We start from the raw sequence: 25479 nt of genomic DNA, 5'->3' as shown, positions 1-25479 counted from the left end.
ACAATCCCCGTTTTAACTCTTTCTTAACTCTGGCCAACCAATCATCCGGGGCCGCCGCATGAAGAGCGCGTCCCTGCCCCGTCCCGCACGTCGACTTCAGGCCGCGCGCCTCCTCGGGGCGACGGTGCTGAGCGCGATCGGCGTGCGCATCGTCGTCGATGCCAACGAGAACAGCTTCCTCGGCGCCCCCGACCAGCTCTTGACGCTCGGAAGCCTCTACTGCGTCCTCGCCGGCCTCGCCGCGATCCTGGCCGTGGTCGGGATCCTCCGCGGAGCTCGCTGGGCGCTCCCCGCGGAACGGTTGGTTCTGTCGCTCAACATCGGCATGGGCGTCCCGATGATCGCCGTCGACGTGCTGATCGCGGGGGTGCTCGTCGTGTGGAACCTGCTGCTGCTCGGTGACAGCCTGTTCGCGGTCACCGAACACCCTCGGCGCGCACGTCGGTCGAGGGAGCGCGACGTCGGCGAGCTATGGCAGCAGCGCTACGGCGCCGCGGCGCAGCACGCCCTGCTGGTCTCCTTGCTCGGCAGCCTCGCGGTGCTCGGCTACCCGATCCGCGACGCGCTCGTCCCCGGCGCGCTGGCACTCGCGTTCGCGCTGGCCACGACCCTCGTGACGGCGCCGTTCGTGCTTCAACTCCTGAGGCGGCGACGACGCTATGCGCTCGCGCTCGCGCTGCTGTTGCTGATCTGGCTGCCTGGCGCGCTCACGAGCCTGACGGTCGCGCTGGTTCTCCTCTGGATCCTGCACGCGAGCGTCCTGCTGGTGCTCCTCGCCGGTGGGCCCGTGTTCGGGGATCTGCTGCGGAGCTTCTACGAGCGCCCGGCGCTGCTGATCCTGTCGACGTTCGGCTTGCTCGCATTCGCCGGTGCGCTGGTGCTGACCTTCCCCGCCGCGTCGGCCACGGGGGCCTCGCTGCAGTTCATCGACGCGCTCTTCACCGCGATGAGCGCCACCTGCGTTACGGGCTTGATCGTGCTCGACACGCCGGTCGCGTTCTCGAGCTTCGGCCACCTCGTGATCCTCGTGCTGATCCAGCTCGGCGGCCTCGGCATCATGGTCCTGTCGACCTTCGCCGCGGTGCTCCTCGGGGGGCGGCTGGCGCTCCGCGGCGAGCAGGCGCTCGAGGAGGTCCTGGACCTGGCGAGCCCCGGTTCGGCCTACGAGCTGACGCGCTTCATCGTGCTGTCGACCCTCGCCATCGAAGCGCTCGGCGCCGCTGCGCTGGCGCTGTCGTTCTGTTATGAATATGGCATGGCGCCGATCGACGCTGTGTGGCGCGGGTCGTTCCACGCGATCTCGGCCTTCTGCAACGCCGGCTTCTCGCTATGGAGCGACTCGCTGATCCAGTTCCAGAGCGATCCGTGGGTCCTGAGCGTCCACGCGGGGCTGATTATTCTGGGAGGCCTCGGCTTCCCTGTCCTCGCCGCGCTCTGGTGGCGAGCGCGGGGCAACGAGCGCCGCCTCCCGCTGCAAGCGCGCCTTGTCTTGATGATGTCACTCGGGCTCCTCGTCGCCGGGGCGGTGCTGTACGCGCTCGCGGAGTGGGACGCCTCGCTCGCCGCCCTGTCCGTGCAGGACAAATTGCTCAACGCGTCGTTCCAGAGCGTGACGCTGCGGACAGCCGGCTTCAACAGCGTCGACTACGCGCCCCTCGAGCGCTCGACGATCCTGATGATGATCGTCTTCATGTTCATCGGCGCCTCGCCGGGGAGCACCGGCGGCGGCATCAAGACCACGACCCTCGCGGTGGTGCTCGCCGCGATCCCGGCGCTCGCACGCAACCAGGCGCGCGCCCTGCTGCTGCGCCGGACCATCCCGCACGATATCGTCTACCGCGCGGCGACGATCATGACGATCGCCACGCTCGTCGCGGTCATCGTCAGCTTCGCGCTGCTCGCTAGCCATGACATGGCGTTCGAGAAGGCGGCCTTCGAGACGGTGAGCGCGCTCGCTACGGTGGGCCTGTCGATCGGAGCCACCGCCGAACTCAACGCGCTCGGCAAGTGGCTCATCATCGTCACGATGTTCATCGGCCGCGTCGGGCCGGTCTCGCTGGCGCTGGCACTCGGTACTCCTCGAAGCGTTCACGTGTCCTTCCCGGAGACCAAGCTGATGGTCGGTTGACCGCCGCTGCTCGCTTCACCCGGTCCCCGGCGACCGAGTCGAGCGCGTCGAGGGCGGGCTCCCGGGCGCGGTCGCAGGGCGCTCGACGTGCCCCACACGATGAGCGCGTCTGCCGAAGGCTCATCCCCCGACCCCATGCTCTCGTTCGCCGGCGGGCTCGTGCCTGTCATTCACCCCTTTCTCAAGCCGAGGCTGAAGCGCGGCTTCTGAGAACAACGGGCGCAATCAGAAAACCTGGTGATCACAGGGGAAGGCCATGTCTTCGAAATTGAGACTCTTCCGGAGAGGGAAGGGAGTCGGGTGACCTTGTCGATAGCAGTATGTCACCCAGAGCCTGCGCTCAGGAAGTCCGTTGATTGGGCGCTGAATACATTCAGGGATCTGAATGCATCCTCCATCTCAATCATGGAAGATCTCCCCCCGGGGTCGATGGTGATTTTCCGCCCGCGCCTAGCAACCGGCTTGCCAGCACCCTGCTGGCATTACTTGAACGCAAGCGGACATTCTGGCGTGCCGAATTCGGTAATGATGAGGCGGCAGTTACGGGCCGTGAGGCGCTCAGGTTGTTCGTGCTCAGCGGGCAGACCTAAACAGGAGCGCAGGGACCCGATCGTCCTCGCCGAGTCCGACCTCCCATGGGTGCTGAGCGTCCTCGACCGCTTCCATATCATCGCCACAAGGACAGCAGCGCGAGCTGCTCACGCCGGCCCGCCCCTCTGCTCGACGCTCCTGCGCAACTACGGCGCACGGATGGGGATGTCACGCTTCAGGGGCTCGGGCTCCGCCGGCCGAGAGGGAGAGCAGGTGCGTCGAGATCATCAGCGACGCCGCGACCATGGTGCTGACGAGCTCGAGTGAGCTCCCCTCGGCCGACCCGTGGGCACGGGTCAAGGCGAGCGTCAGGATACCCAGCGTGTATGGCACGGCAGGGATCAGACGCCGCCTGGCCAGGCTGAGGCCGACCGAGATCGTGGCGAGGGCGATCAGGGACCACGCCAGTAGCCCCTCGAAGCGCTCGCTCACGACCAGCGGGAACAGGACCACGAGCAGCGGCGTCGCTAGGCAATGGATCAGGCACAGGGACGAGGCTACGACGCCGAGTCGATCGAGACCGCGACGAAATTTCAGTTCAGGATGTTCCACATTGGTCTCTCGTTCTGGCGGTGCCTCGTCGCCAGCGACTCGGTGTCGCGCAGGACGGCGGCAGCGTGAAACTGCACGCATCCGCGCGCGTATCAACGATGCAATACTATTGTAAGAGCCCGCTCATCCGCTGGGCAGGCGATGCATACATCCACGTGCTGGCTCGCTACGAGCCCGGCTTCGACGGTCCGCGGGTCTCAGGCGCACCGCATGCACTGACCTTTGAGCAGGATCTCGGAGACGTGGTTCACGACCGACTTGAGTGAACCGGGCGCAGGAGTGAGTTTGACCCGCACCTGTGCGAGGCAGGTGATTTCGCCGCACTCGACGCAGACGAAGTGCGGATGCTCGCTCTGCGTCTCCGTGTCCTGGTCGCGCAGCTCGAACCGCCACACGTTGTCGCCGACGTTCACCCGGCTCACGAGGCCCGCGCTCTCGAGGTCGATCAGGTTGCGGTAGAGCGTGGCCGCATCGAACTCGCGATCGGCGAGCGCCTCGACCAGCTCGCCGTGGCTGAGCGGCCTGCGGCGGGTCTGAAAGTGCTGCAGCACGGCCACACGCGGCGCCGTGCTGCGCAAGCCGGCCTCGCGCAAGAGATCGCGCAAAGCGTCTAGATGGGTAGTTTTCGAGGGCGCCTTCTTCACGGCAGGGTGTGACGGTGACGACTGGTCGCAGCCGTGGTGTGTGGTTCGGCGACGGCGCGCTTGACAGCGCGCGTTGGCCTCGACTAGGTTGGCCTACATGCAAAAGCATTGCAAGAAGATTCTCGGGGCGCCGATGCCCACCGCGGCCCTCTTGGCGGCCCTGGCCGCCGTGGCCTGTGAGGATCACGGCCACGACGACGATCACGACCACGACCACGAGAACGAGGTGATCTCTCGGGTCGAGCTGACCTTCACGCCGACCGCGGGTGGCGCCCCGCTGGTCTTCGCGTTCGACGATCCAGACGGCGACGGCGGGGCTTCGGGTACGGCCGAACGCATCGAGCTCGCGTCGGGCGTGGAGTACACGCTGGCCGTTCGCTTCCAGAATTCGCTCGTCGATCCGCCTGAGGACATCACCGCGGAGATCGAGGCCGAGGCGGAAGATCACTTCGTGTTCGTGGTCGGCGACGTGGCCGGGCCGGGGTCTTCCCCGCCGACGGCGCTGGTCACCCACGCCTACGCAGATGTCGAGTCGGACTACGGCACGAACGCGGTCGGCGAGGACCTGCCGGTCGGCCTGGTCAACACGATCACCGGCAACACCGCCGGCACCGGCAAGTTCCGCTTGATCCTGCGGCACCTCCCCGAGGTGAACGAGCAGCCGCAGAAGACCGGCGAGCTCCCCGCGGATCTCGCCGCGGGTCGCGACCTCCCGGGCAGCGTCGACGCCGACGTCTCGTTCGACCTCGTCGTATCGTAAGGCGAGCGATTGGCCGCGGAACTCGTCGCACTCATCCTCCACCTGAGCCTCTCCGAGCCCGCCGCCCCGCCGACTGCACCCGAGCAGCCGGCGTCGGTGAGCGGCTGCTCGGCGGTGTGGGTCGCGTCCGTCGTCGAGGCCGGCACAACCGAGGCCCTGGCGGGCGCGCGGCTCGAGCTGCGGGCGCCTGGCCGGAGCTCGCCGATCTACGCGCGCACCGACGAGCAGGGGCGGGTCCGAGTCGACGGGCTGTGCGCGGGCGAGATGCAGGTCGTGGCGGAGATGCCGGAGCACACCCCGGCGCGCCTCGAGGTCACGCTGTCAGGGTCGACCACCACCTCGCGCATCGAGCTCGAGGCCATGCACCCGCGCCACAGCGGCCACGTGATCGCCGTCAACGTCCACACCGAGCGCCCCACCGGGGTGTCGGCCAGCCAGTCGCTCGCGGGCGCCGAGCTGGCGCGTACGCGGGGCCAGGGCCTCGCGGATGCGCTGTCGGGCATGTCCGGCGTGGCGACGCTGCGCGGAACCGCGGGCGGCATGAACAAGCCGATGATCCGCGGGCACGTCGGGCGGCGTAACCTCATCGTCGTCGACGGCATCCGTCACGAGGGCCAGGACTGGGGCATCGACCACGCGCCGGAGGTCGACCCGAACGTCGCGGACCGGATCACCGTCGTCAAGGGCGCCGGGACCACGCGCTTCGGCGCCAAGGCGATCGGCGGCGTCGTCTTGCTCGATTCACGGCCCCTGCCGCAGCGCCCGAGCGTCCGCAGCGAGATCGGGACCGTCGGCTACTCGAACCCGCTCGGCGGCGGCGGCTCGGCGCGCATCGACTACGCCCCCGCCCGCGCTCGCGGCTTCGCCATCCGGGTCGAGGGTAACGCCTCACGCCACCGCGCCGTGGTGACGCCGACCTACCCGCTCGACAACACCGGCGCGTCGACCTGGAACGCCGGGACGCAGCTCGGCTACTCGAGCGACGCGGTCGACTTCGGGGTCGGCTACCGCGTCATGCGGGCGGTCGGCGGGATCTGTACGTGCTTGCGGATCTCGAGCCCCGAGGACTTCAGCAAGAGCCTCGCGCGCTCGCGTCCGATCGGCGCCGAGCTGTATCGGGCGGACTTCGAGATCGAGCGGGCGAAGCAGGAGATCTGGCATCACCTGGCGTTCGCGCGCACCCGCGTCGGGCTCGGCCGCGCCGGCGAGCTGCACGCGCTGTACTCCTTCCAGTTCAACGACCGCAAGGAGTTCGACGTCGTCCGCAAGAGCGTCGAGGGGCCGCAGTTGACGTTCGGCCTGGCCACGCACGCCGCCGAGGTCCGGTACGAGCACGCGCGGCTGCAGCTCGGGCAGTGGTCCCTGGTCGGCACGCTCGGCTCGACCTTCAGCCATCAGACCAACCGCTTCACGTCATCCTCGACGCTGATCCCCGACTACCGTCAGAGCAACTGGGCGGTCTACGACATCGAGCGCTTCGTCCACGAGCGCGCGGAGATCGAGCTCGGCGCGCGCTACGAAGGGCTGCAGCGGACCGCGGCGCTGGGGGAGCGCGACTTTCTCAGCCAGCAAGCGGGCGGGCGCCTCGACCCCGGCGCCTGTCGGGCGAGCGGCGACGGCGGCACCTGCGAACGCGCCTTCCACACCGCCTCCGCGACGCTCGGCGCGCTGGTCCGGCCGGTGCGTCGCGCCCCCGAGTTCACCTGGCGGACCCAGCTCAACTCGTCCGCGCGGATCCCCTCGATCGACGAGCAGTTCATGAATGGCGCCGCCCCCTCGTTCCCGATCCTCGGCGTCGGCAGCTCGAAGATCGGGGTCGAACGCTCGTGGGGCGGCGAGTCGACGCTGCAGTACGACGGCGACTGGCTCCTCGTCGAGGCGGCCGGACATGCGGCCTACATCGACAACTACATCTATTTCGTGCCGCAGCGGCAGGAGGGCCAGTGCGCCCCCCTGAGCTGCACGTCCCGCGGGCCGCTGCCGGTGTTCGCGTTCACGCCGGTCGACGCGTTCTTCGGCGGCGGCGAGGTGCGCTTCGACCTGCGAGCGCCGCGCTTGCCGCTCGGGCTGGCCGGCAGCGCCTCGTGGGTTCGCGCCCTCGACCTGCAGACGAATGCTCCGCTGGCGTTCATCCCGGCCGATCGCTACTGGCTCGCGGGTCGCTATTACTTCCCCGACACCCGCGTGTCGGGGCGCGGCTACATCGAGGTGAACACCACCATCGTGGTGCGCCAGCGGCGGTTCCCAGCGGACGTCGACTTCAGCCCACCCCCGCCGGCTTACGCGCTGCTCGGCGCGGGAGCCGGCGTCGAATTCATGTCGGAGCGGCGGCTGTTTCGCCTGTCCCTGATCGGGACGAACCTGCTCAACACGCGCTACCGCGATTACACCAGCCTGTTGCGCTACTTCGCCGACGAGGCGGGCTGGGGCTTGCAGCTGCGCTTCGCGGTCGACTTCGACGTGCCGCTCGACGAGCCTACTCGCCGGTGATCAACTCGTCGTCCTGGTCCTCGCCCGAGGAATCGGAACCGTCATCCGCTCCCTCGCTCGAACTTGACGAGGCCGGCCCATCGAGACCGGGCAGCTCTCCGATCGCGCACGGGCCGAAGTTGTTGGGATCGAGGTCCCGTCCGTAGCGACAACTCTCCCCGCACCAGGGACACACGTTGCCGTTTCCAGTGTGGCACATGCCCGGATCCAACGATGCGTCGCACTGCGTTGCAGCGCCGAGCAGCGCGAGCAGGAACAACCGAAGCGGGAACCGCATGTTCGATCCGTATCAGGCACGGGGCTTCTGTGCCAGGCGCATGTGCTCGCCCGTCCGGACGGCTGGCTAGGGCAACCGCCACAGCGCGACGCCGCCGACCGCGTCGGTCGCCAGGAACGCGCGGCCGGCGGTCGTCCAGGTGACTGCCGAGATATCGCCCTCGTGCGCGCCGACGCTGACGAGCGGAGCGGCGGCGTTTGCGAGGTCCCACGCGCACACGCTGCCGTTCGCGGCGCCCGAGGCGAGCAGGAGACCGCGTGGCGCGAAGGCGACGGCGCCGACGAGGTCATCGTGGCCGGCGAGCTGGATCGGCTCGCTGCCCTCCGGGCCCCGACCTCGGAAGTCCCACACGATCACATTCGGCTCGCCGCTGGTGGCAAGCATCGACGAGCGCGTGTCCCATGCGAGCGACTTCACCTTCGACGCGTAGCCGCCCATGCGCGAGTCCTGGCCTCCGGCGAGCCGCCAAAAATGCACGGATGCGTCCTGTTCACCGCAGACCACGACGCGACCGTCGGGGCTCCACGCGAGCGAGATCATCGAACCCTTCCACGCGAGCTTGCGGACGACCTTGCCGGTGCGAGCCGTCCAGATCGTGACGCCACCGTAGTGCGACGTCGCGATCCGCTCGCCGGCGCGGTTCCACGCGAGGCCGGTGACGGTGCTCGGGTGCGGTTCGAGGCGGGCGACGGTAGCCCCCGATGTTCGGACGATCTGCACGACGCGGCCCGATGCGATCGCCAGGTGCTCGCCGTCGGGGCTCCAGCGCAGGTGCTCGACCCACGCGGCGTCGTCTGCCAGATCCAGGAGCAGCGCGCCGTCGTCGCTCCACACGCGCGCGTGGCCGTCCTGCCCTGCCGTCGCCAGTAGCGGCGCTCGGGGGTGCCACGCGAGCGCCAGGACTCCGCCAGAGTGCGCATCCCTGGCCCATCGGACAGCCCCGTCCTCCGCGGCGAACACCGTGATGCGACCCGATGCGGAGGCGACAGCCGCGCCTGCAGCGGATAGATCCGCGGCTGTCGCGAAGTCGTCGACCTGCGCGCGCCAGCGGGCATTCAACTGGGGGAGCGACGGCGGACGCGACCGGCTCACCGCACGCACCCCCACAAGCCTGCCTGCAGCTCGGCGCGGTCGAGGTTGCGGCCGATGAAGACGACTTGGTTGGTGCGCGGCTCGTCGCCCCACGGCCGACCGGGCTGGCCGTCGAACAGCATGTGGACGCCGTGGAACACGTAGCGGCAGTCGTCGCCGCCGAGGTCGACGATCCCCTTCATGCGGAAGATGTCGGCGCCCTGCTCGCGCAGCAGCTTGCTGAGCCAGGCGTTGACCCGGTCGGGGTCGAGGGAGCCCTCGACGAGGAGACCCACCGAGGTGACCGCGGCGTCGTGCTCGTGGCCGGAGTCGTACAGCCGGTCGAGGATCGGCGCGACGATCCGACCCTGAGCGTCGCGCAGCGAGAGGTCGAACTCCGCCGGCTGGTGCTCGGTGAACAGCGCGTGGAGGCCTGGTTGCGCGGGCCGCAGGCCGAAGCGGTTGGGGCCGGCCGGCGGCAATATCAGCTTGTAGAGCTGCCCGCCGGCCTGCAGCTCGTAGTCGGGGAGCACCGACGCGGCGGGTTCGGCGAAGCGACGGACCGCCTGCTCCTGGGCGGCGGCGAGCGCCTCGGCGTCGGCGCGCGCGACCGGCAGGGCCACGAGCTTCATCGACGCGTCGGGGCCGTCGTGCAGCTCGAGCGTATGTGCGTCCGCGGAGAGCTCGACGATCGCGCCCCACTCGAACGGGTAATCCGGCTCGAGGAAGGTCGGCTTGACCTCGAGCGCGCGCGCGAGGTCGAAGCCGCCGACGTTCAGGACGGCGTGGATGTCGACCGCGGCGTGTCGGGCTCGGACGACCTGCGCCATCGCGTTCATCCCGCGGATCCGCTGCTCGAGCCGGTCCAGGTCCGCGGGCTCGACGAGGTCGGTCTTGTTGACGACGACGACGTCGGCGAAGGCGATCTGCTGCCTGCACTCGTCGCTGTCGTCGAGGTGCAGGTGGACATGGTGGGCGTCGACGAGGGTGACGATGCCGTCGAGGCGGACCTGCTCGCGCAGCTCGTCGTCGACGAAGAAGGTCTGGGCGACCGGGCCCGGATCGGCGAGCCCGGTCGTCTCGACCAGGATGTGGTCGAAGCGGTCTCTTCGGCGCATCAGGCCGTTGATGATCCGGATCAGGTCGCCGCGCACGGTGCAGCAGATGCAGCCGTTGTTCATCTCGAAGATCTCCTCGTCGACCCCGACGACGAGCGCGTGATCGATGCCGATCTCGCCGAACTCGTTCTCGATCACGGCGATCCGCCGGCCGTGGCGCTCGGTGAGGATCCGGTTGAGGAGGGTGGTCTTGCCGGCCCCGAGGAAGCCGGTGAGGACGGTGACCGGGACGCGGGTGTCGCTGGGCATGCGCGAGGTCCGCTGTACCATTCATGCAAATTGATTGCAATAATTCTTGAATGTCTCTTGCAATCAAGTTGCAAGAATGGAAGTATGACGGCCCATGTCCACCCCTGTCGAGGTCGTCGTGGTCGCCGGCCCTCGCGGCCCGGCCCGCGAGCCGCTGCGAGCCCGCTTCCTCGCCTTGGGGGGCCCGGGCGAGAGCGTCTCGCTGTGTACCGACGACCCAGCGTGGGGCATGGGCTGCGAGTGCTGCGAGCTCCGCGGGGCCCTGATCGCCGCCGTCACCCGGATCGTCGCGGACCCGGCGGTGCGGCGGCTGCTCGTGGACGTCGGCGACGCGACCGACCTCGGCGAGGTGGTCGCGGTGCTCCGCTCGCCGCTGCTGTCGCGCGTCCTCGAGTTCGTGGGCGCGGTGGGGCTCGTGCGTGAAGACGAGGTGTCGAGCGCCGGGTCATCGACTGTTTTGCGACCACTCGCCCGGCTGAGGCGCGCGGGGCTGATCCTCGTCCAGGGCGGTGGGCCGTTCTTCGCCCGCGTCCGCGAGGAGTGCCGAGACGCGCGCGTCTTGCCGATCGACGACGGCCTCGAGGTCGCCGCGCGAGTCCTGTCCGGCGGCAACGGCCGCGGTGGGCACGAGGTCGTGCGCAGCCGGCCCGTCCGGCTCGCGGGGCTGGAGGCGTGGCTCGACGCCCTGCCCGACGAGGTCGTCCGCGTCGACGGCGACGCGCTCGTCCTCGAATGGCCGGCGCGACGCGCCGTCGTGCGCAAGCTCGGCGGTCGCTCCGAGATCCGCTCGCTCCCGCGCGACGGGCTGGCGGAGACGCGGCTCTGGGCCGTCTCCACGCGGGACGGCGTCGCCCCCAAGGAACTATGACGCAAGAGACGCTCGATCCTCGACTCCCCGTCACCGTGCTGTCCGGCTTCCTCGGCGCGGGCAAGACGACGCTGCTACGCCACCTCCTGACCCAACGAGAGGGCCTCCGGATCGCGCTCATCGTCAACGACATGAGCGAGATCAACATCGACGCCGAGCTGGTGCGCCAGGGCGACGCGCAGCTGCGGCGCGTCGACGCCCGGCTGGTCGAGCTCTCGAACGGCTGCATCTGCTGCACGCTGCGCGAGGACCTGCTCGTGGAGGTCGCGCGGATCGCCCGCGAGGGGCGCTTCGACCACCTCGTCGTCGAGTCGACCGGGATCTCGGAGCCGATGCCGGTGGCCGAGACCTTCACCTTCGAGGACGCGCAGGGCCAGCGGCTCGACGCCGTCGCGCGCATCGACACGATGGTCACCGTCGTCGACGCGGCCGGCTTCCTCGCCCACTACCGCAGCCCGGACTCGCTGCAGGCGCGCGGGCTGGCCGTCGGCGAGGGCGACGAGCGGCTGCTGGTCGACCTGCTGGTCGAACAGGTCGAGTTCGCCGACGTGCTCGTCCTCAACAAGACCGATCTCGTCGACGCCGAGGCGCTCGGCCGGCTACGGGCGTTGCTGCGCCGCCTCAACCCCGCCGCCGTCGTGCTCGCCGCGGAGCGCGGCCGGATCGCGGTGCGCGAGGTCCTCGGCGCGCGACGCTTCGATCCGGAGCGCGCCGCCCAGGCCCGCGGGTGGCTGGCCCAGCCGCGCGAGATGGTGAAGTCCGAGGCGCAGGAGTACGGGATCGGCTCGTTCGTGTACAGCGCTCGCCGACCATTCCACCCCCAGCGCCTCTACGAATTCATCACCCATCGCCTGCGCGGCGTGCTGCGCTCCAAGGGCTTCGTGTGGTTGGCGACTCGCGAGGGCTGCGGGCAATGGTCGCACGCGGGCGTGGCCTGCACGCTCGGCGGGGCGGGCCCGTGGTGGGCCGACCTGCCCGAGGAGGCATGGCCGAAAGACCAGAGCGAGCGGGAGGAGATCGCGGCGGTGTGGGACCCCGACGTCGGTGATCGCCGGCAGGAGCTGGTGTTCATCGGCCAGCGGCTCGACGAGGTCCGCCTGCGCGCGGCGCTCGACGGCTGCCTGCTCACCTCGACCGAGTTCGCCGCGGGGCCGACGGCCTGGCGACGCCTTCCCGATCCTTTCGGCGCCTGGGATGCGCAGGGGGAGTGACGCATGCTCGACTGGCTGATCGTCGGCGGCGGTGTCCACGGCACCGCGATCTGTACGCAACTGCTGAAGCGAGGACGGGTGTCGCGCGACCGGATCCGCGTGCTCGATCCGCACGACGAGCCGCTGGCGCGCTGGCACGCCTTCACCCGCAACACCGGCATGCCGTTCCTGCGCTCGCCGGTGGCGCATCACCTCGACGTCCAGCCGGCGGCGCTGCACCACTTCGCGGAGACCGAGGCGCCGGAGGCCCGCTTCACGCGGCCGTATCATCGGCCCTCGGTCGAGCTGTTCCGCCGTCACTGCGAGGCGGTGATCGAGCGCAACGACCTGCGCGCGCTGCGGTCGCGTGCGACGGCGCTGCAGGTGCGCGCGCGCGAGGGCGGGCTCGCGGTCGAGACCGACGCCGGCGTGCTCACGGCGCGACGCGTGCTGCTCGCCCCGGGGGCCGGCGACCAACCGTATTGGCCGAGCTGGGCGCGGGCGATCCGCGGCGAGCTCGGAGGCGTCATCGATCACGTGTTCGATCGCGGGTGGGAGCTCGAGACCTTCGCTCCGTCGGGCCGCACGGTCGTGGTGGGCGGGGGAATCACTGCGGCGCAGGTGGCCGTCAGCCTCGCTCGTCGGCACAGCGGAGGCGTCGCGCTGCTGATGCGCCATGCACCGCGAGTACATCAGTTCGACAGCGACGTCTGCTGGCTGGGCGAGCAATGCATGCGGCACTTCCGGCGCACCGACGACATGCGCCACCGCCGGGACATCCTCCGCAGGGTGCGTCACAGGGGGTCGATGCCGCCCGACGTGTACCGGCAGCTCCGCAAGGCGTTGACGCGGGGAGCGGTGTGCATGATCGAGGCCGAGGTCGAGCGGGCGACCGCCGATCCGCTGGGGCGGGGGATCTTGCTGCACTGCGCCGGACAGCCGCCGATCGCCGCGGACCATGTGCTTCTGGCGACCGGGTTCGATCCGCGGCGTCCCGGCGGGGAGCTCGTCGACCGCGCCGTCGTCGAGCTCGACCTGCCCGTCGCGCCTTGCGGCTACCCCGTCGTCGACGGACGACTCGAGTGGGGCCGGGGCCTTCACGTCACGGGTCCGCTCGCGGAGCTGGAGATCGGCCCCGTCGCGCGCAACATCATCGGTGCCCGTTATGCGGCGCTTCGACTGGTGGAGGCGCTGTGATGCCCTGGTGAGTCGCGGGCCGTGCGTTCGCGGACCTCGTTCGTGAATGGAAGCAGAGGTCATGACTTCGGCGGCCCTGGTTCTCCCACATCGGCGCGGCAGAGGTAGGATTTAAAAAACACAATTAAGATTGCTATTGCAGTCAAATTGCAATAATTGCCGAGCGACCAAGAGAGGCAACATGCGTCGTATCACGAACGATCTCCGAAGCATCACCGCGCTCATCTTCATCAGCACCCTGGGGCTCGGCGCCGCCTGTGCCACCGACGACGCCGAGCAGGCCTGCGGGGGCAACGGGGAGCTCCACGGGGATCACTGCCACTGCGACTCGGGCTACGTGCTTTCGAAGGACGAGCAGAGCTGTTTGCCGGCCGGGACGGGGGGCGACGACGGCGACGACGCGGACACCGCCGAACCGACCGGAACCGGTGGCGGGGCGACGGACACGACGGGGGCAGACAGCGAGGGGACGGACAGCGACGCCGAGGAGGCCCTGACGTTCACGCCGGAGGAGGTCCGCGCCTTCACGGAGGTCGTGGATACGAAGCGGGTATGGGTGCTCGAAGCGATCGAGGACACCCGCGTGCTGAACCTCGAGATCTACGAGGCGTTCGGCGGGCCGACGGCACCGACGACCGTCCCGCTGACCGCGGCGGAGACGGATTATGCGACCTGCGGGACCTGCCTGCTCTTCCGCGACGGGTGTGAGGCGCACGACGATCATTTCCACTGCGGGCGCGCGTGGATGCCCGAGGTCGGCGGGGCCATCACGCTGACCGCGCTGGGGACGAGCGCTGGCTCTCTGTTCGCGGGCGAGATCGACGGCGTGACCCTGAGGGAGGTCACGATCGCCGAGGATTTCACCACGACCCCGGTTCCCGGGGGCGAGACGATCGTGCTGGAGACGTGGAGCTTCGAGGCCACGCTTGCCTCCGAAAGCAGCGGCGAGGCCGAGTGCGGGGGGCACGGCCACGAGCACGACGACCAATGCCACTGCGACCCCGGCTATATGACGGATCCGCAAGATCCGCTCAATTGCGTCCCCGTGTAAGCGTGTAGACGCAGGCCTGTGCAGGGCTCGCAAGTCCATATGGCGACTTCGAGCAGGCGCGGCGTGGGAGGCGGCTGACTGCAGGTTCAAGTGGATTTGAGCTTGCTGACACGCTTGAACCGCGCGCGGTTGAGCGCCTCCGCGGCGTCGGTGGCGGCCTCATGAGCGAAGCCTGCGGCGCAAGACATCCTCCTGGAAGCCCGCGCGTCTGGGCTCAGCGATTCTTACCCCCTGTATCCGCTCCATGGAGATCGCGCGTTTTGTGCTCCTGGTCACTGGCTGCGCCACCTGCGCACCTCCAGACTACCATCATCCGCCAAAGCGGAGGAAGGAAAACATGTTTGCGGCTCACACCGAACATCAAGATGCGATTATCATCGCTTCCTGCGGCGAAAGCGTCGAAGGTGCAATCGAGGCAGCCATCAGGGAGGTAACCGATCCGAATGGCCGTCACAGGGACCTTCATTTCAAGACATTCGAGGTTCTCAACGTTCAAGGAATGATCGATTCGAATGGCGCCGGAAAGACGGGACACGTGGAGAAGTATCAGGTGGTTCTTCGCGTCTTCGGGGCCCACCGGGGGCAGAATGGCCAGCAGGTGGGTAAAAAGTAGTAAATCTGAAGAGCAGTACAGCCCTTGAGAGAAATGGCGTCTGTTCGGCGGTCAAGCTCTGGCCGTCGAACAGACAGCCGAGGCGCCGCGTGCTTGGGCCACTCGGGTGAGACCTCCTCATGGCCGGGCATCGCTCACGTTGCGAGCTTCATTCCTCCGATGCAGCGGGCTGGTCTAAACATTGCGGGGTCGTTCCGGCTCAACTCGAGCGAGATTTGCTGTGAGAGCACGCGTCAGGCCACTCGTGCCGGAGCTCATCGAACGAGCCGATCTCTGTTGGGGTCCGGCGAGTGAGGCCAGACCGATTTCGCGTCACGGCGCCGCTCCGCTCGGGGAGCGCTGCGCCAATCCGAGACGGAGCTCGGCACGGTCCCCCGAGCATTGCAGGTGTGCGGCGCCGAGGACGACGTCGCAGGTCGCAGCGCGCGTGAGACGAAACGTGACTGCGAGCAGCCGGGTCGGACCGCTCCCTGCATCGAGCGAGATCTCGAGCCCCGCTCCTGTCAGCACATCGCCCCGGGCCTCGTATCCGAACGCGCGCAGGCCGTCGACGACGGTCTGGCGGGCAGCGGGAGCGACGCCCAGGCGCACGCCGACGATGTCCGCGAGCAAGCGGTCGCCGCGGAACCGGGGCCGCAAGAAGTCGCTGCGGGCGATGGCTCTTGGGTCGGTACCCTGCGGATCGAGCCAGTGGGCGAAGCCTGGCGCGTACTCCGACGCCCACACGGCGAGTCCGTCGACCAGCGGCGCGCGCGGGCCCGTGGTCTGCTTCCACGGGATCGGCGCCGGCCCGGCGAAGTCGACGTGGTCGCTGGAGAAGAAGGGTCGCAGTCCGGCAGCGCGCAGCGAGGCGAACACCCGCGGCAGCGACCCCGGCATCTCGACTCCGAAGCCGAGCCCGATCTGCCCGACGGGCTCGCCGAAGTGGTTCTGCGGCCCCATCAGCTCGAGGTACGTCTCGGCGCCGCGGACATAGAGCACATCGGTGTCGGGACCGACCGGGCGGAAATGGGGCAGTCCGGCGTCGACGGCCGCGAACTCCTCGAGCAGGAAGCTGGAGGTGCGGAGCGCGGTGTGCGTCTCGGCGTCGAGCACGACGTAAAGATGGTTGAGCGGCACCGGCGGCAGCCGATGCCGGCGGAAGAAGCGGTCGAGCGCGTCGAGCGCCTCGCTGTGATGCGACCACAGCATGTGGCCGTCCTGGAACTCGAGCAACTCGCCGTGGATCGCGGCGAAGCGTCGGGCCTGGGCGATGTCGACGCGGCGATCGTCGGTGCCGTAGATCAGCAGCGTCGGGGCCGCGATGGCGTTCGCCCAGGAGATCGGGCTACGGGCGCGGAGCGCCGCGTCCCGGTCGACGTCGAAGTTCGGGATGCTGGCGCGGAGCGTCGGCTCGACCTCGGGGCGCGCGGCGAGCAGTGCCTCCATGTCGAGCAGCCCGCTCATGACGGCGACGGCGGCGACGTCACGACGATCTCGCGCGAGCTGGAGGGTATTCACGGCCCCGCGCGAGTGGCCCCACAGGAGCAAGCCGCCGCTCTCCGCGTCGGGCTGCTGCGCTGCGCGGTCGATCCACGCCATGATGCGCTCGTGCTCCGCGCCGCCGATCTCGTCGCTGCCGACGGCTGTTCCGTACTCGGGGACGAGGACGATGTATCCACGCTCGGCGAGACCGGCGAGCTCGACGAGGTTCCCGAAGCGCAGCCGCTCTCCCTGCTCGAGGCCGCCGCGGAGAAAGACGACCACCGGCCAGCGCGCGCCCGGGACCGGGCGCGGGCGCAGCACACGTCCCTCGGGGAACGTCAGACACCGGCCATCTCTCGCCTGGAGGGCGGCGAAGGCCGATTCGGGGAAGGCGGCTTCGAGCTGCGCCCGCGTCGGCGCCGCATCCAGCGGGTCCGCAGGTTTGGCCGCGAGGGCGTCGATGAACGCGTCGTACGAGGCGAACCGCACCGCGCAGGCGAGCGGCGTCGGCGGGTCGGCGGCTGGCGTCGGTGCGGGCTCGAGCTCGCGGGTGTCCGGCTCGATCGCCGGCGCGTCCGCGGCCCCGCAGGCGACGAGGTGCGCGAGCGCGGCCGCGAGGCCTCGCCAGGCCCACGTCCTTCGCCTCGGCTCGCCGGCGCTCATCGATCGACCTGCATCAGCGCATGCCGCGGCGAGCATCGACCGGAGCCGTCGTCGAACCAGGTGCGGACGAGGGGGAGCACGCCGGGCTTGTCGTCGCCGATGAAGGTGGTGCGCAGCTCGGCGTAATGCGCGAGCACCGGGGCTGCGCGCGCGCGGAGAGCCACGTCGTCGTCGTTCTCCTGGTGACCGACGGGCACCGCGTAGACGAAGCGCCCTTCGGCCGACTCGAAGGTCGGGATGTGGATGAACTCTCGCTCGACGAATTCGCCGGTCATGGCCTCGTGCTCCGCGGCCTCGGCGAAGAAGTCGACGGCGTATTCGGGGTAGCCGAACAAATGGCCGTAGCCGCGGAAGCGCCGGGTCGTGGGATCGGCGTCGACGGCGTCGACGACGGCGAGCGGCGGCTCGTCCGCGGCGATGCCGATGGCGGCGAACAGATCGGCGAAGGCCTCGACGGTCTCCCGCACGCGCGGGACGTGGAAGACCACGCCGTCGGAGTAGGCGACGCCGTCGAAGGTCGCGTGGAACACCTGGACGCTCGCGGTCAACTCGGGGGTGCAGGTGAACGCGGCCACGATCGTGCGCAGCGCCTCGAGCTCGGGGGGCGTCGGCCCGTCCGCGGGATAGCTGAGCTCAGCGAAGCCCGAGCTCATCGGCTTGATGTCGGCTGCGATGGTGTAGAGCGCCTCGCGGTCGAGCGCGAGCAGCAGCAGATCCTCGGCCTGGGCGCGCAGATCGTCCGGCAACTGTTCGAGCGGGAAGCACTCGGAGCACGGGACGGTCGGCGTCTCGGGGAGGTCGCCGCTTGTGTCGGTCGCGCTCGCGTCATCGCCGGTGACGGTCGGTGCGGCGTCCGTCGACATGTCGCCGGTCGTCGAAACGGCCTCGGTGGCGCCGGCGGTGGCCGTCTCCCCGGGATTGCTATCGGCGCCGCAGCTCGCGGCGAACCCCGCGACGATCCACGGCAGCCACCACGGTGGTACGAACATTTCGCGCATGACGTCGCTCCTTCAGGCGCCGCGCACGCCGAGCCCCAGCAGCGCAGTCTGTGAATAGCGGATCTCTCCGCCGCCCAGGCGGTCGCGCAGATCCCCGACGACTCGAGCCGCGAGGCGTTCGCGGGCTTCGGCCGCCCTGCCGTTCAAGAGCGGCGCGAGCAGCACGTTGGCGCGCGCGTGCACGGCCCAGAACGCGTCGACGTCCGCCGCGACGAATTCGTGCGTGGCCCGCGATACTACGATCTGCTCGAAGCCAGCGTCCGCGAGCGCGTCATGCATCGCCTCCTGCGTGGCGAGCGGCAGCTCGAGCGGCGGGCCCCCCGGTCCGGCCAGCGCCGCGCGCAGGCACTCGGAGAGGACGACCGGCGGCGTCCCTGGGTCGAGCGGGGCCCAGGACCCGACGACCGCGCGCCCACCTGACCGGAGGACCCGCCGGAGCTCGCGCAGGCCGAGCGCCCGATCGAGGAAGAAGATCAGCCCGAACATCGAGAACGCGACGTCGAACGCCGCATCCGCGTACGGCAGCGCCTGCCCGTCACCGACCACCGCCTCCACGTTGCCGAGCCCCCGCAAGCTCGCCGCGGCCTGGAGTCGCTCGATCATCACCGGCGAGAAGTCGAGGGCCGAGACGTGACCGACCTCCGGGGCGACGAGCAACGCGAGGGTGCCGGGGCCCGCGGCGACGTCGAGCACGCGCGCGTCCCGGTCCGGGCCCGCGAGCTCGACGGCCGCGCGGGCGTAGCGTGCGAGCACGGGGGCGAACAGATCGGTGTAGCCGGCCTCGACGCTGTCCCAGGCGGTCGGTTGTTGAAAGGTGGCAGGGGTGGTCATCGCGTGACGGTCCTTGACGAAAGGTCGAGCGTGCGCCCTTCAGGCCGACTCGGATGCCGGCTCGGCGCGCATCTCGGGGAACGGGTCTTCGAGGGTGATCCAGGTCCGCGGCCCGCCGCGCATCTCGTCGGGGGTCAGCAGGCACGCGTCGAACTCGGCGGTCAACGCGTCGCGGTCCATGGCGCTGCCGATCAGCACGATCTCCTGACGGCGGTCGCCCCACTTCGGGCGGAAGTGGCGCTCGATCTCCGCGCGCGCGGCAGCGTCGCCGGGCCACTTCCGGCGCGGCTGCGTCGCCCACCACAGGCCCGCCTGACCGACGCGCAGGGTTCGACCGGCGTGCGACCAGCTCATCGCTTCGTTCATCCGCGTGGCGAGCCAGAAGATCCCCTTCGAGCGCAGCACACCCGGCCACTTGCGCTGGATATGCGCCCAGAAGCGCCGCGGATGGAACGGGACGCCCGCGCGGTACACGAAGCTCGAGATCCCGTACTCGAGCGTCTCGGGCCTGTGCTCGCCGCGGATCTCCTTCAGCCATCCGGCGGCCTGGGAGGCGCGGGCGAAGTCGAAGAGCCCGGTGTTGAGCACCTCCGACAGCGGCAGCTCGCCGTTGGCCGCGCGGACGATCCTCGCCTCGCGGTTGAGGCTGCGGAGAATCGCCTCGAGGCGGTCGAGCTCCGCGGGCGTGACGAGGTCCGCCTTGCTGACGACGAGCACGTCGGCGAACTCGACCTGGTCGACGAGGAGATCGGTGATCGTGCGCCGGTCCTCGTCGTTCAGCGCCGCGCCGCGCTGGCGCAGGCTCATCGAGGCCTCGTAGTCGCGGAGGAAGTTGACCCCGTCGACCACGGAGACCATCGTGTCGAGCCGCGCCACGTCGGCGAGGCGCGCGCCCTGTTCGTCCGGAAACGTGAAGGTCTCGGCGACCGGGAGCGGCTCGGAGATGCCGGTCGACTCGATCAGGAGGTAGTCGAACCGGCCCTCGCGGGCGAGGCGGGAGATCTCGACCAGCAGGTCCTCGCGCAGCGTGCAGCAGATGCAGCCGTTGCTCATCTCGACCAGGCGCTCGTCGACCCGGCTGAGCGCGGCGCCGCCCTCGCGGACGAGCTGCGCGTCGACGTTGATCTCGCTCATGTCGTTGACGATGACGGCGACCCTGAGACCGGCGCGGTTGCGCAGCACGGCGTTCAGCAGCGTCGTCTTGCCGGCGCCGAGGAAGCCGGACAGCACGGTGACGGGGAGGCGCGGATCGGGCTGAGTCTCCACGCGCTCGACCGTCGCACAGATGCAATGCCATTGCAAGAGCAATCTCATATCGAAAAAGTCGTCAGGGTCCTTGCCCGGGCAGAAACCACCTGCGATCTCTATCGTGTCGAATCGAGACGGAGTCGGACCATGCTGCGTGCCGAGGCGCTGACGAAGCGATACGGAGAAGTGGAGGCGCTCGCGGGCCTCGAGCTGGAGGTGCGGCCCGGGGAGGTGTACTGCCTGCTCGGTCCGAACGGAGCGGGCAAGAGCACGACGATGAACCTGTTCCTCGGCTTCGCCGCGCCGACCGCCGGTCGCGCGTGGGTGTGCGGCCTCGACGTGCAGCATCACTTGCTCGAGAGCAAGCGGCACCTCGCGTACATCCCCGAACAGGTCCACCTCTATCCGCACCTGAGCGGCGCGGAGAACCTCGAGTACTTCGCGGGGCTGGGCGGCAGCGCCGTGTCGGGGCCCGAGGTCACGGCCCTGCTCGAGCGGGTGGGGCTGCCTGCGGCGGCGCATCACCGCCGCAGCGGCGAGTACTCCAAGGGGATGCGACAGAAGGTCGGGCTGGCGATCGCGGTCGCCAAGCGGGCGCGCGCCCTGCTCCTCGACGAGCCGACCTCCGGTCTCGACCCGCGCGCGTCGTTCGAGTTCTCGCGGCTCGTGCGGTCGATGTGCGACGAGGGCGTCGCCGTCTTGATGGCCACGCACGACCTCTTCCGCGCCCGCGACCTGGCGAGCCGGATCGGCATCATGTCCGCCGGACGTCTGGTGTGGGAGGGCGGCAGCGGCGACCTCGCAGGCGATGACCTCGAGCGCGTCTACCTCGAGCACGTACGCCGCGCCGCGGAGGAGGCGGCGGCATGATCGGCCGGATCGTGCGGCACGAGCTGCGCTCCGCCTGGCGCGACGGCCGGATCCTCACGGTGGTCGTGCTCACCCTCGGCTTGCTCGCGGTCGCGGTGATCGTCGGCGCGACGAACGTGCGCGCCCTGCAGGCGCAGCGCGAGGAGGCGGCGGCGCTGGAGCGGGCCAACTGGCTTGAGCAGGGTCCGAAGAACCCCCATGGGGCGGCGCACTTCGGGCAATACGCGTTCAAGCCGATCTCGGGGCTCGCGCTGTTCGACCGCGGGGTCGACCGCTACCTCGGGAGCGCCGTGTGGCTCGAGGCGCACCGCCAGAACACGCTCGTACACCGCCCCGCCGACGACGCGCCGGCGGTCCAGCGCTTCGGAGACCTGACGGCCGCGAACATCCTGCAAGTGATCGGCCCGCTGCTCGCGCTGCTCCTGACCTTCGCGGCGATCGCCGGCGAACGCGAGCGCGGCACACTCCGCCTGCTCGTGAGCCAGGGCGTCAGGCCGCAGGCGCTCGTACTCGGCAAGCTCGCCGCGGCGATGCTGGTGCTCGCGCCGCTGCTGCTCGTGGCGCTGCTTTCGGCGGCGGCGCTCGCCGGAGCGAACGGGCTGCCGTACGTCGGCTTGCTCGCGCTCGGCTACGGCCTCTACCTCGGCTGCTTCGCCGCGCTCAACCTGGCGATCTCGGCGCGCGCGCGCACCTCGAGCGCGGCGCTGGTCGGCTCGCTCGCGCTGTGGGTCGCCGCGGTCGTCGCGGTCCCGCGGATCGCCTCCGACATCGCCGCCTGGGCATGTCCGACCCCGTCGGAGCACGACTTCTTCGCCCAGGTCGCGCGCGACATCAAACAGGGGATCAACGGACATGACCCAAAGGACAGCCGAACCGAGGCGCTCAAGGCCGAGCTGCTCGCCCGGTACGACGTGAAGACGGTCGAGCAGCTGCCGGTCAACTTCGCCGGCGTCGCGCTGCAGGCCGGTGAGGAGTACGGCGACCGCGTCTACGACCGTCGCTACGGCGAGCTGTACGCGATCTACCGGCGTCAGGCGGATCTCCGGCTGGCGCTGGCGCTACTGTCGCCGCGGCTCGCCCTGCAGCCGCTGTCCGCCGCGCTGTGCGGCACCGATCTCGCCGCTCACCGCGAGTTCGCGGCGGCGGCGGAGGAGCACCGACGAGCGCTCGTCCGCCGCCTCAACGAGGACGTCACGCAGCACCCGGGCGCGAGCCCGTTCAAGTACCTCGCCGGGCCCGAGCTGTGGCGCGAGCTGGGTGAGCTCCGCCGGGACGACGCCGACCCGTCGCCCGCAGATTTGCGCGGCCTTGCGATCCTCGCTGCGCTGTTTCTCCTGGCGACGTCGCTGGCGCTCGCGTCGGCGCGGCGCCTCCACGTCGACCCCTGAACCCGGAGAGCCTCGTGCGGCCCTCGCTCCTTCGATCTCAGCTCCGCCTCTTGCTCCGCGAGCCGACGTTGCGCCTCGGCGCGCTCGTGCTGCTCCTCTGCTTCGGATACGCCCTCGCCCGGGGTCGGGCGTGGACGCTCACGGACGCGGAGCAGCTCGCTCGCGTGCAGCACGACATCGACGCCGAGGTCGCGCAGAAGCGGGAGGAGGTCGCGGACGTCGAGGCCGGCCGAGTGCGTGCCGAGGAGCGGCCCTTCGCCGGCAGCCCGCTCGATTACAGGGTGGCCGCAGCGCTGCCGCCAGGGCCCCTCGCCGCGCTCGCGACCGGGCAGCGCGACCTCGCCGCCAGCGTCGCCGAGGTCTCGCTGTGGGGCCGCAGCGACACGGTCCTCACTCGCCAATCGCTCGCCGATCCGGAGCAGCTCCAGGCAGGCACCTTCGACGCGGCGTTCGTCGTCGTGTACCTGCTGCCGCTGCTCGTCATCGGCCTGACCTTCGATCTGCTGGCGGGTGAGCGCGAGCGCGGCACCTTGCGGCTCGTCCTCTCGCAGCCGATCTCCCCGGCGGGCTTCTTGCTGGCCAAGTTCGCGGCGCGGCTCGTCGTGCTCCTCGCGCTGCTCGGGCTGTTCGGCGTCGCTGCGGCCGTGACTCTCGGGACGGGGGTCACCGTCGCGTTGCTCGCGTGGCTCGCGGTCGCAGCCGTCTACGCGCTCTTCTGGTCCGCGCTGGCCTTCGCCGTGAACACCCGCCGCCGCAGCTCGGCCGCCAACGCAATGACCCTCGCTGGCGCGTGGGTTTCGCTGGTGCTGCTGTTGCCGGCCGCGATCAACACCGTCGTCGAGCAGGCGCTCCCGCTGCCCTCGCGGATGGTGCTGGTCGGCGAACTCCGCGCCGCCGAGAATCGGGCTGCGGCGTGGATCCACGACCACCCGGAGCTCACCGGCGACGACGCGTTCGCGTGGGCGCGCGGCTACTACCGGGTCCAGCGCACCATCGAGGAGGAGACGGCCCCGCGCTTCGCGGCCTTCGCCGCGCAGCTCGAGGCGCGCACGGAGCTCGTGCGCGCCTCGTCGTGGGTATCCCCGCCGGTCCTGGTCCACGAGGCCCTGAGCGAGCTCGCTGGAACGGGCCCAGCCCGCCACACGGCCTTCGGCGCGCAGGTGCTGGCGTTCGTCGACTCGCTGCGCGCGGAGATGGCGCCGCGGCTGTACGCCGGGCGACGGCTGGCAGCCGTCGAATACGACGCGCTTCCGCGGTTCAGGTTCGTCGAGGAGGAGCCCGCGCAGGTGGCCGTCCGCCTGGTGCCGCCGCTCGGGCTGCTCGTCGTCGCTTCCGCGGGCCTGCTGCTCTGGGGAGTCCTTCGCCTGCGGCGTGGAGAGCCGCCGGTGAGCGGACCGGACGTTGGATGACTCCGGTCGACGGAGTCATCCTCGCAGGTAGAGGTCGCGCCTATCAGGCCAGCTTCACGCGCCCGTGATGGTCGCAGTGGCCGCCATGCGGGTGGTGGAGATGATCACCGACCAGGTAGTCCACGTGATCTCCGTGCGGCACGGCCGGGTGACCGCAGTCGGCGCCGTGCGTATGGCCGTCGGCGTGACCGCCGCAGCGGTGCTCCGGCGTGCATCCGTCGGGGTTGGCGTCGGAGACCTCGAGCTGATGCTCGTCGTAGTGGTCCGCGTGGGGATGGTGCAGGTGACCGTCGTGGAGATAGTCGACGTGCCCATCGTGTTGCACGCCAGGATGCCCGCAACCAGCGCCGTGTTGATGCGGGTGCTCCCCGTGAGTGTGGTGTTCAGCCATGCACGTACCTGTTCCCTCTCTGCCGCCGCGAGCCGCGGCCTCGCCGTCTCGATCGAGCATGCGCCGTCACTTGCCGCGAGCAACCAAGCTGAGGCGGAGGTTCATGCATTCCGGTCCGTCCGGGACGCACGACCCGTCGGCGAACCAGCCGCCGCGCCGTCTGCCCCCAAACGTGGCGGAACATCCCAGAGCGAGACCCCGCCGTCCGCGTCACCTGCAGCGAGGCACGTCCCATTCGGGTGCCAGGCAATACGGGTGAGGCCGGCGTCATGCACCGCGAAGGCGAGGAGGCGGTCGTCCCGCTCCGGGCGCCAGAGACACAGTAAGCCGTCGCTGGCGCCGGAAGCGAGGAGCGTGCGAGCGAACGACAGCGCGCGGACAGGAACTCGATGGGCGTGCAAGAGCACCGGCGTTCGCCCGGCGGGTCCATCGCCGCGGAGGTCCCACACCGCGACGTCTACACCGCCGCCGGTGGCCAGCCATTCGCCCCGCGCGTCGAACGCCAGCGGCTCGACCTTGAGAGGATAGCCGCCCATCTCGAGATCGTCGCCCGTCGTCAACCACCAGAGATGCACCGAGCCGTCTTGACACCCGCAGGCGAGGTAGTTGCTGGCCGAACTCCACGCCACCGAGAGCATCGACGCTTTCCATTCGAGCCTGCGCAAGGGCTTGCCCGTGCGACCCGACCAGATCGACACGCCGCCGTAGCAGGCGACCGCGAAACAGTCGCGGCTGCGACTCCATGCGAGGCCCGAGATCGTGCTGGCGTGGGGCCCGACCCGCGCGATCTGGGCGCCATTCGGCCGCCAGAGCCGCACGAAGCGTCCCGACGTGGTCACGAGCGCCTCGCCGGCGGGGCTCCACGCGAGGTGCTCCACCCAGGCGGCGTCGCCGGCGAGATCGATCGACTCTGCGTCCGCGCCGAGCGACCAGAGCCGCGCCACGCCGTCCTGCCCGGCCGTGGCGAGGAGCGGCTCGCGCGGATGAAACGCGACCGCGAGCGCGCCGTGGCGGTGCGCGGCGAGCTCGTGGCACACCTCCCCGTCCGCAACGTCCAGGACATGCACCCGGCCGGACGCCGACGCGACCGCCAGTTCGCGGCCATCGACCGAGAAGTCGAGCGCCGCCACATAGTCGTCCAGATGCGCGCTCCAGCGAGCCCGCAGTCGCCGCTCCGGCGACAACGCCACCGCTCTTGCGCGGAAGAACGGGCCGTCGGCCGCAGACTCGTGCTCGAAGGCACCCATAATGCCTGGGCATTTTATACTTATACAATCTATTTGCAATTGAAATTTTATTGCAACTTCGAGATGATGACTCTGCACGCACACCGCCCATTCCCACCTGCTGTTCGTCCAACAGTGATCTCATGCGACACGCAGGGCAAGGGCGCGGCTCGTCGGCAGCGTGCGACGGGG

At 70.0% G+C, this 25479-nt stretch carries 22 protein-coding genes and 1 pseudogene; 11 read left to right on the top strand and 12 right to left on the bottom strand.

Annotation, left to right across the window (positions count from 1 at the left end; all coding sequences use genetic code 11):
* Nucleotides 1-58 precede the first annotated feature (58 nt).
* Entirely contained in the window at nucleotides 59-2128 is a 2070-nt protein-coding gene (locus O0S08_RS37345; protein WP_269034241.1) for a TrkH family potassium uptake protein, read from the top strand.
* 759 nt (nucleotides 2129-2887) lie between these two features.
* Here the strand turns inward: O0S08_RS37345 and O0S08_RS37340 are convergent.
* Both O0S08_RS37340 and O0S08_RS37335 read right to left on the bottom strand, forming a co-directional pair.
* On the bottom strand, nucleotides 2888-3271 hold the full coding sequence (locus O0S08_RS37340) for a MerC domain-containing protein (RefSeq protein ID WP_269034240.1): 384 nt from the start codon (nucleotides 3269-3271) through the stop codon (nucleotides 2888-2890).
* Between the two features lie 197 nt (nucleotides 3272-3468).
* Nucleotides 3469-3915, bottom strand: coding sequence for a Fur family transcriptional regulator (locus O0S08_RS37335; protein WP_269034239.1), 447 nt, complete (start codon nucleotides 3913-3915; stop codon nucleotides 3469-3471).
* Nucleotides 3916-4012: 97 nt separating this feature from the next.
* On the opposite strand from O0S08_RS37335, the gene O0S08_RS37330 reads away from it, so the two are divergent.
* Both O0S08_RS37330 and O0S08_RS37325 read left to right on the top strand, forming a co-directional pair.
* Nucleotides 4013-4675 (top strand): hypothetical protein, encoded by a 663-nt coding sequence (locus O0S08_RS37330; RefSeq protein WP_269034238.1) that lies wholly within the window; start codon nucleotides 4013-4015, stop codon nucleotides 4673-4675.
* A gap of 9 nt (nucleotides 4676-4684) precedes the next feature.
* Nucleotides 4685-7165: a TonB-dependent receptor gene (locus O0S08_RS37325; RefSeq protein WP_269034237.1), complete on the top strand. Its 2481-nt coding sequence runs from the start codon at nucleotides 4685-4687 to the stop codon at nucleotides 7163-7165.
* Here O0S08_RS37325 and O0S08_RS37320 read toward each other — a convergent pair.
* The 4 genes and pseudogenes from O0S08_RS37320 to O0S08_RS37310 form a co-directional block, all read right to left on the bottom strand.
* Nucleotides 7152-7442: a hypothetical protein gene (locus O0S08_RS37320; RefSeq protein WP_269034236.1), complete on the bottom strand. Its 291-nt coding sequence runs from the start codon at nucleotides 7440-7442 to the stop codon at nucleotides 7152-7154. The genes O0S08_RS37325 and O0S08_RS37320 overlap by 14 nt on opposite strands.
* A gap of 66 nt (nucleotides 7443-7508) precedes the next feature.
* Complete coding sequence (locus O0S08_RS37315) at nucleotides 7509-8276, bottom strand: WD40 repeat domain-containing protein (RefSeq protein WP_269034235.1); 768 nt, start codon at nucleotides 8274-8276, stop codon at nucleotides 7509-7511.
* A 3-nt stretch (nucleotides 8277-8279) separates the two neighbouring features.
* Nucleotides 8280-8402 (bottom strand): annotated as a pseudogene (locus O0S08_RS51425) (WD40 repeat domain-containing protein); the annotation flags it as partial.
* A 128-nt stretch (nucleotides 8403-8530) separates the two neighbouring features.
* A complete protein-coding gene (locus O0S08_RS37310) occupies nucleotides 8531-9880 on the bottom strand; it encodes a CobW family GTP-binding protein (protein ID WP_269034234.1) in 1350 nt (449 codons plus the stop codon).
* Nucleotides 9881-9974: 94 nt separating this feature from the next.
* Between O0S08_RS37310 and O0S08_RS37305 the strand changes: the two genes are divergently transcribed.
* The 5 genes from O0S08_RS37305 (at nucleotide 9975) to O0S08_RS37285 (ending at nucleotide 14799) form a co-directional block, all read left to right on the top strand.
* On the top strand, nucleotides 9975-10748 hold the full coding sequence (locus O0S08_RS37305) for a hypothetical protein (protein ID WP_269034233.1): 774 nt from the start codon (nucleotides 9975-9977) through the stop codon (nucleotides 10746-10748).
* Nucleotides 10745-11959 carry a GTP-binding protein gene (locus O0S08_RS37300; protein ID WP_269034232.1) on the top strand — a complete coding sequence of 405 codons (1215 nt, stop codon included), beginning with the start codon at nucleotides 10745-10747 and terminating at the stop codon, nucleotides 11957-11959. The genes O0S08_RS37305 and O0S08_RS37300 overlap by 4 nt, the downstream gene beginning before the upstream one ends.
* Nucleotides 11960-11962: 3 nt before the next feature.
* The gene (locus tag O0S08_RS37295; RefSeq protein ID WP_269034231.1) at nucleotides 11963-13135 is read left to right on the top strand and encodes an FAD/NAD(P)-binding protein; all 1173 of its coding nucleotides are present in this window, start codon (nucleotides 11963-11965) and stop codon (nucleotides 13133-13135) included.
* 181 nt (nucleotides 13136-13316) lie between these two features.
* Nucleotides 13317-14186, top strand: a complete 870-nt coding sequence (locus O0S08_RS37290) for a hypothetical protein (RefSeq protein ID WP_269034230.1) — start codon at nucleotides 13317-13319, stop codon at nucleotides 14184-14186.
* Nucleotides 14187-14430: 244 nt separating this feature from the next.
* On the top strand, nucleotides 14431-14799 hold the full coding sequence (locus tag O0S08_RS37285) for a hypothetical protein (protein WP_269034229.1): 369 nt from the start codon (nucleotides 14431-14433) through the stop codon (nucleotides 14797-14799).
* A 312-nt stretch (nucleotides 14800-15111) separates the two neighbouring features.
* Here O0S08_RS37285 and O0S08_RS37280 read toward each other — a convergent pair whose 3' ends face one another.
* Genes O0S08_RS37280 through zigA form a run of 4 tightly spaced genes read right to left on the bottom strand, consistent with a single transcriptional unit; the run spans nucleotide 15112 to nucleotide 20021 of the window.
* Nucleotides 15112-16926 carry a DUF5829 family protein gene (locus tag O0S08_RS37280; protein WP_269034228.1) on the bottom strand — a complete coding sequence of 605 codons (1815 nt, stop codon included), beginning with the start codon at nucleotides 16924-16926 and terminating at the stop codon, nucleotides 15112-15114.
* Nucleotides 16923-17924, bottom strand: a complete 1002-nt coding sequence (locus tag O0S08_RS37275; RefSeq protein ID WP_269034227.1) for a hypothetical protein — start codon at nucleotides 17922-17924, stop codon at nucleotides 16923-16925. Before O0S08_RS37275 ends, O0S08_RS37280 begins: the two co-directional genes overlap by 4 nt.
* A gap of 12 nt (nucleotides 17925-17936) precedes the next feature.
* On the bottom strand, nucleotides 17937-18755 hold the full coding sequence (locus O0S08_RS37270; RefSeq protein WP_269034226.1) for a class I SAM-dependent methyltransferase: 819 nt from the start codon (nucleotides 18753-18755) through the stop codon (nucleotides 17937-17939).
* A 39-nt stretch (nucleotides 18756-18794) separates the two neighbouring features.
* The gene (zigA, locus tag O0S08_RS37265; RefSeq protein WP_269034225.1) at nucleotides 18795-20021 is read right to left on the bottom strand and encodes a zinc metallochaperone GTPase ZigA; all 1227 of its coding nucleotides are present in this window, start codon (nucleotides 20019-20021) and stop codon (nucleotides 18795-18797) included.
* A gap of 129 nt (nucleotides 20022-20150) precedes the next feature.
* Between zigA and O0S08_RS37260 the strand changes: the two genes are divergently transcribed.
* Genes O0S08_RS37260 through O0S08_RS37250 form a run of 3 tightly spaced genes read left to right on the top strand, consistent with a single transcriptional unit; the run spans nucleotide 20151 to nucleotide 23670 of the window.
* Complete coding sequence (locus O0S08_RS37260) at nucleotides 20151-20873, top strand: ABC transporter ATP-binding protein (protein WP_269034224.1); 723 nt, start codon at nucleotides 20151-20153, stop codon at nucleotides 20871-20873.
* A complete protein-coding gene (locus O0S08_RS37255) occupies nucleotides 20870-22261 on the top strand; it encodes a DUF3526 domain-containing protein (RefSeq protein WP_269034223.1) in 1392 nt (463 codons plus the stop codon). The genes O0S08_RS37260 and O0S08_RS37255 overlap by 4 nt, the downstream gene beginning before the upstream one ends.
* 50 nt (nucleotides 22262-22311) lie before the next feature.
* Nucleotides 22312-23670 carry a DUF3526 domain-containing protein gene (locus tag O0S08_RS37250; protein WP_269034222.1) on the top strand — a complete coding sequence of 453 codons (1359 nt, stop codon included), beginning with the start codon at nucleotides 22312-22314 and terminating at the stop codon, nucleotides 23668-23670.
* A 43-nt stretch (nucleotides 23671-23713) separates the two neighbouring features.
* Here O0S08_RS37250 and O0S08_RS37245 read toward each other — a convergent pair whose 3' ends face one another.
* A complete protein-coding gene (locus O0S08_RS37245; RefSeq protein ID WP_371879514.1) occupies nucleotides 23714-24061 on the bottom strand; it encodes a hypothetical protein in 348 nt (115 codons plus the stop codon).
* A 101-nt stretch (nucleotides 24062-24162) separates the two neighbouring features.
* Nucleotides 24163-25308, bottom strand: a complete 1146-nt coding sequence (locus O0S08_RS37240; RefSeq protein ID WP_269034220.1) for a WD40 repeat domain-containing protein — start codon at nucleotides 25306-25308, stop codon at nucleotides 24163-24165.
* Between the last annotated feature and the right edge of the window lie 171 nt (nucleotides 25309-25479).

This window comes from Nannocystis punicea, from assembly GCF_026965555.1.
In the GTDB taxonomy this organism is placed as follows: Bacteria; Myxococcota_A; Polyangia; order Nannocystales; family Nannocystaceae; genus Nannocystis; species Nannocystis punicea.
Note: the sequence above shows the minus strand (reverse complement) of the source record. Positions and strands in the feature narration are given on the sequence as shown.

Bases quoted from the DNA above. Each gene is read 5' to 3' on its own strand.
- O0S08_RS37280 (WP_269034228.1), bottom strand. From the start codon at position 16,926: ATGAGCGCCGGCGAGCCGAGGCGAAGGACGTGGGCCTGGCGAGGCCTC.
- O0S08_RS37295 (WP_269034231.1), top strand. From the start codon at position 11,963: ATGCTCGACTGGCTGATCGTCGGCGGCGGTGTCCACGGCACCGCGATC.
- O0S08_RS37290 (WP_269034230.1), top strand. From the start codon at position 13,317: ATGCGTCGTATCACGAACGATCTCCGAAGCATCACCGCGCTCATCTTC.
- O0S08_RS37310 (WP_269034234.1), bottom strand. From the start codon at position 9,880: ATGCCCAGCGACACCCGCGTCCCGGTCACCGTCCTCACCGGCTTCCTC.
- O0S08_RS37255 (WP_269034223.1), top strand. From the start codon at position 20,870: ATGATCGGCCGGATCGTGCGGCACGAGCTGCGCTCCGCCTGGCGCGAC.
- O0S08_RS37330 (WP_269034238.1), top strand. From the start codon at position 4,013: ATGCAAAAGCATTGCAAGAAGATTCTCGGGGCGCCGATGCCCACCGCG.
- O0S08_RS37285 (WP_269034229.1), top strand. From the start codon at position 14,431: ATGGAGATCGCGCGTTTTGTGCTCCTGGTCACTGGCTGCGCCACCTGC.
- O0S08_RS37275 (WP_269034227.1), bottom strand. From the start codon at position 17,924: ATGCGCGAAATGTTCGTACCACCGTGGTGGCTGCCGTGGATCGTCGCG.
- O0S08_RS37260 (WP_269034224.1), top strand. From the start codon at position 20,151: ATGCTGCGTGCCGAGGCGCTGACGAAGCGATACGGAGAAGTGGAGGCG.
- O0S08_RS37245 (WP_371879514.1), bottom strand. From the start codon at position 24,061: ATGGCTGAACACCACACTCACGGGGAGCACCCGCATCAACACGGCGCT.
- O0S08_RS37345 (WP_269034241.1), top strand. From the start codon at position 59: ATGAAGAGCGCGTCCCTGCCCCGTCCCGCACGTCGACTTCAGGCCGCG.
- O0S08_RS37320 (WP_269034236.1), bottom strand. From the start codon at position 7,442: ATGCGGTTCCCGCTTCGGTTGTTCCTGCTCGCGCTGCTCGGCGCTGCA.
- O0S08_RS37270 (WP_269034226.1), bottom strand. From the start codon at position 18,755: ATGACCACCCCTGCCACCTTTCAACAACCGACCGCCTGGGACAGCGTC.
- O0S08_RS37305 (WP_269034233.1), top strand. From the start codon at position 9,975: ATGTCCACCCCTGTCGAGGTCGTCGTGGTCGCCGGCCCTCGCGGCCCG.
- O0S08_RS37300 (WP_269034232.1), top strand. From the start codon at position 10,745: ATGACGCAAGAGACGCTCGATCCTCGACTCCCCGTCACCGTGCTGTCC.
- O0S08_RS37240 (WP_269034220.1), bottom strand. From the start codon at position 25,308: ATGGGTGCCTTCGAGCACGAGTCTGCGGCCGACGGCCCGTTCTTCCGC.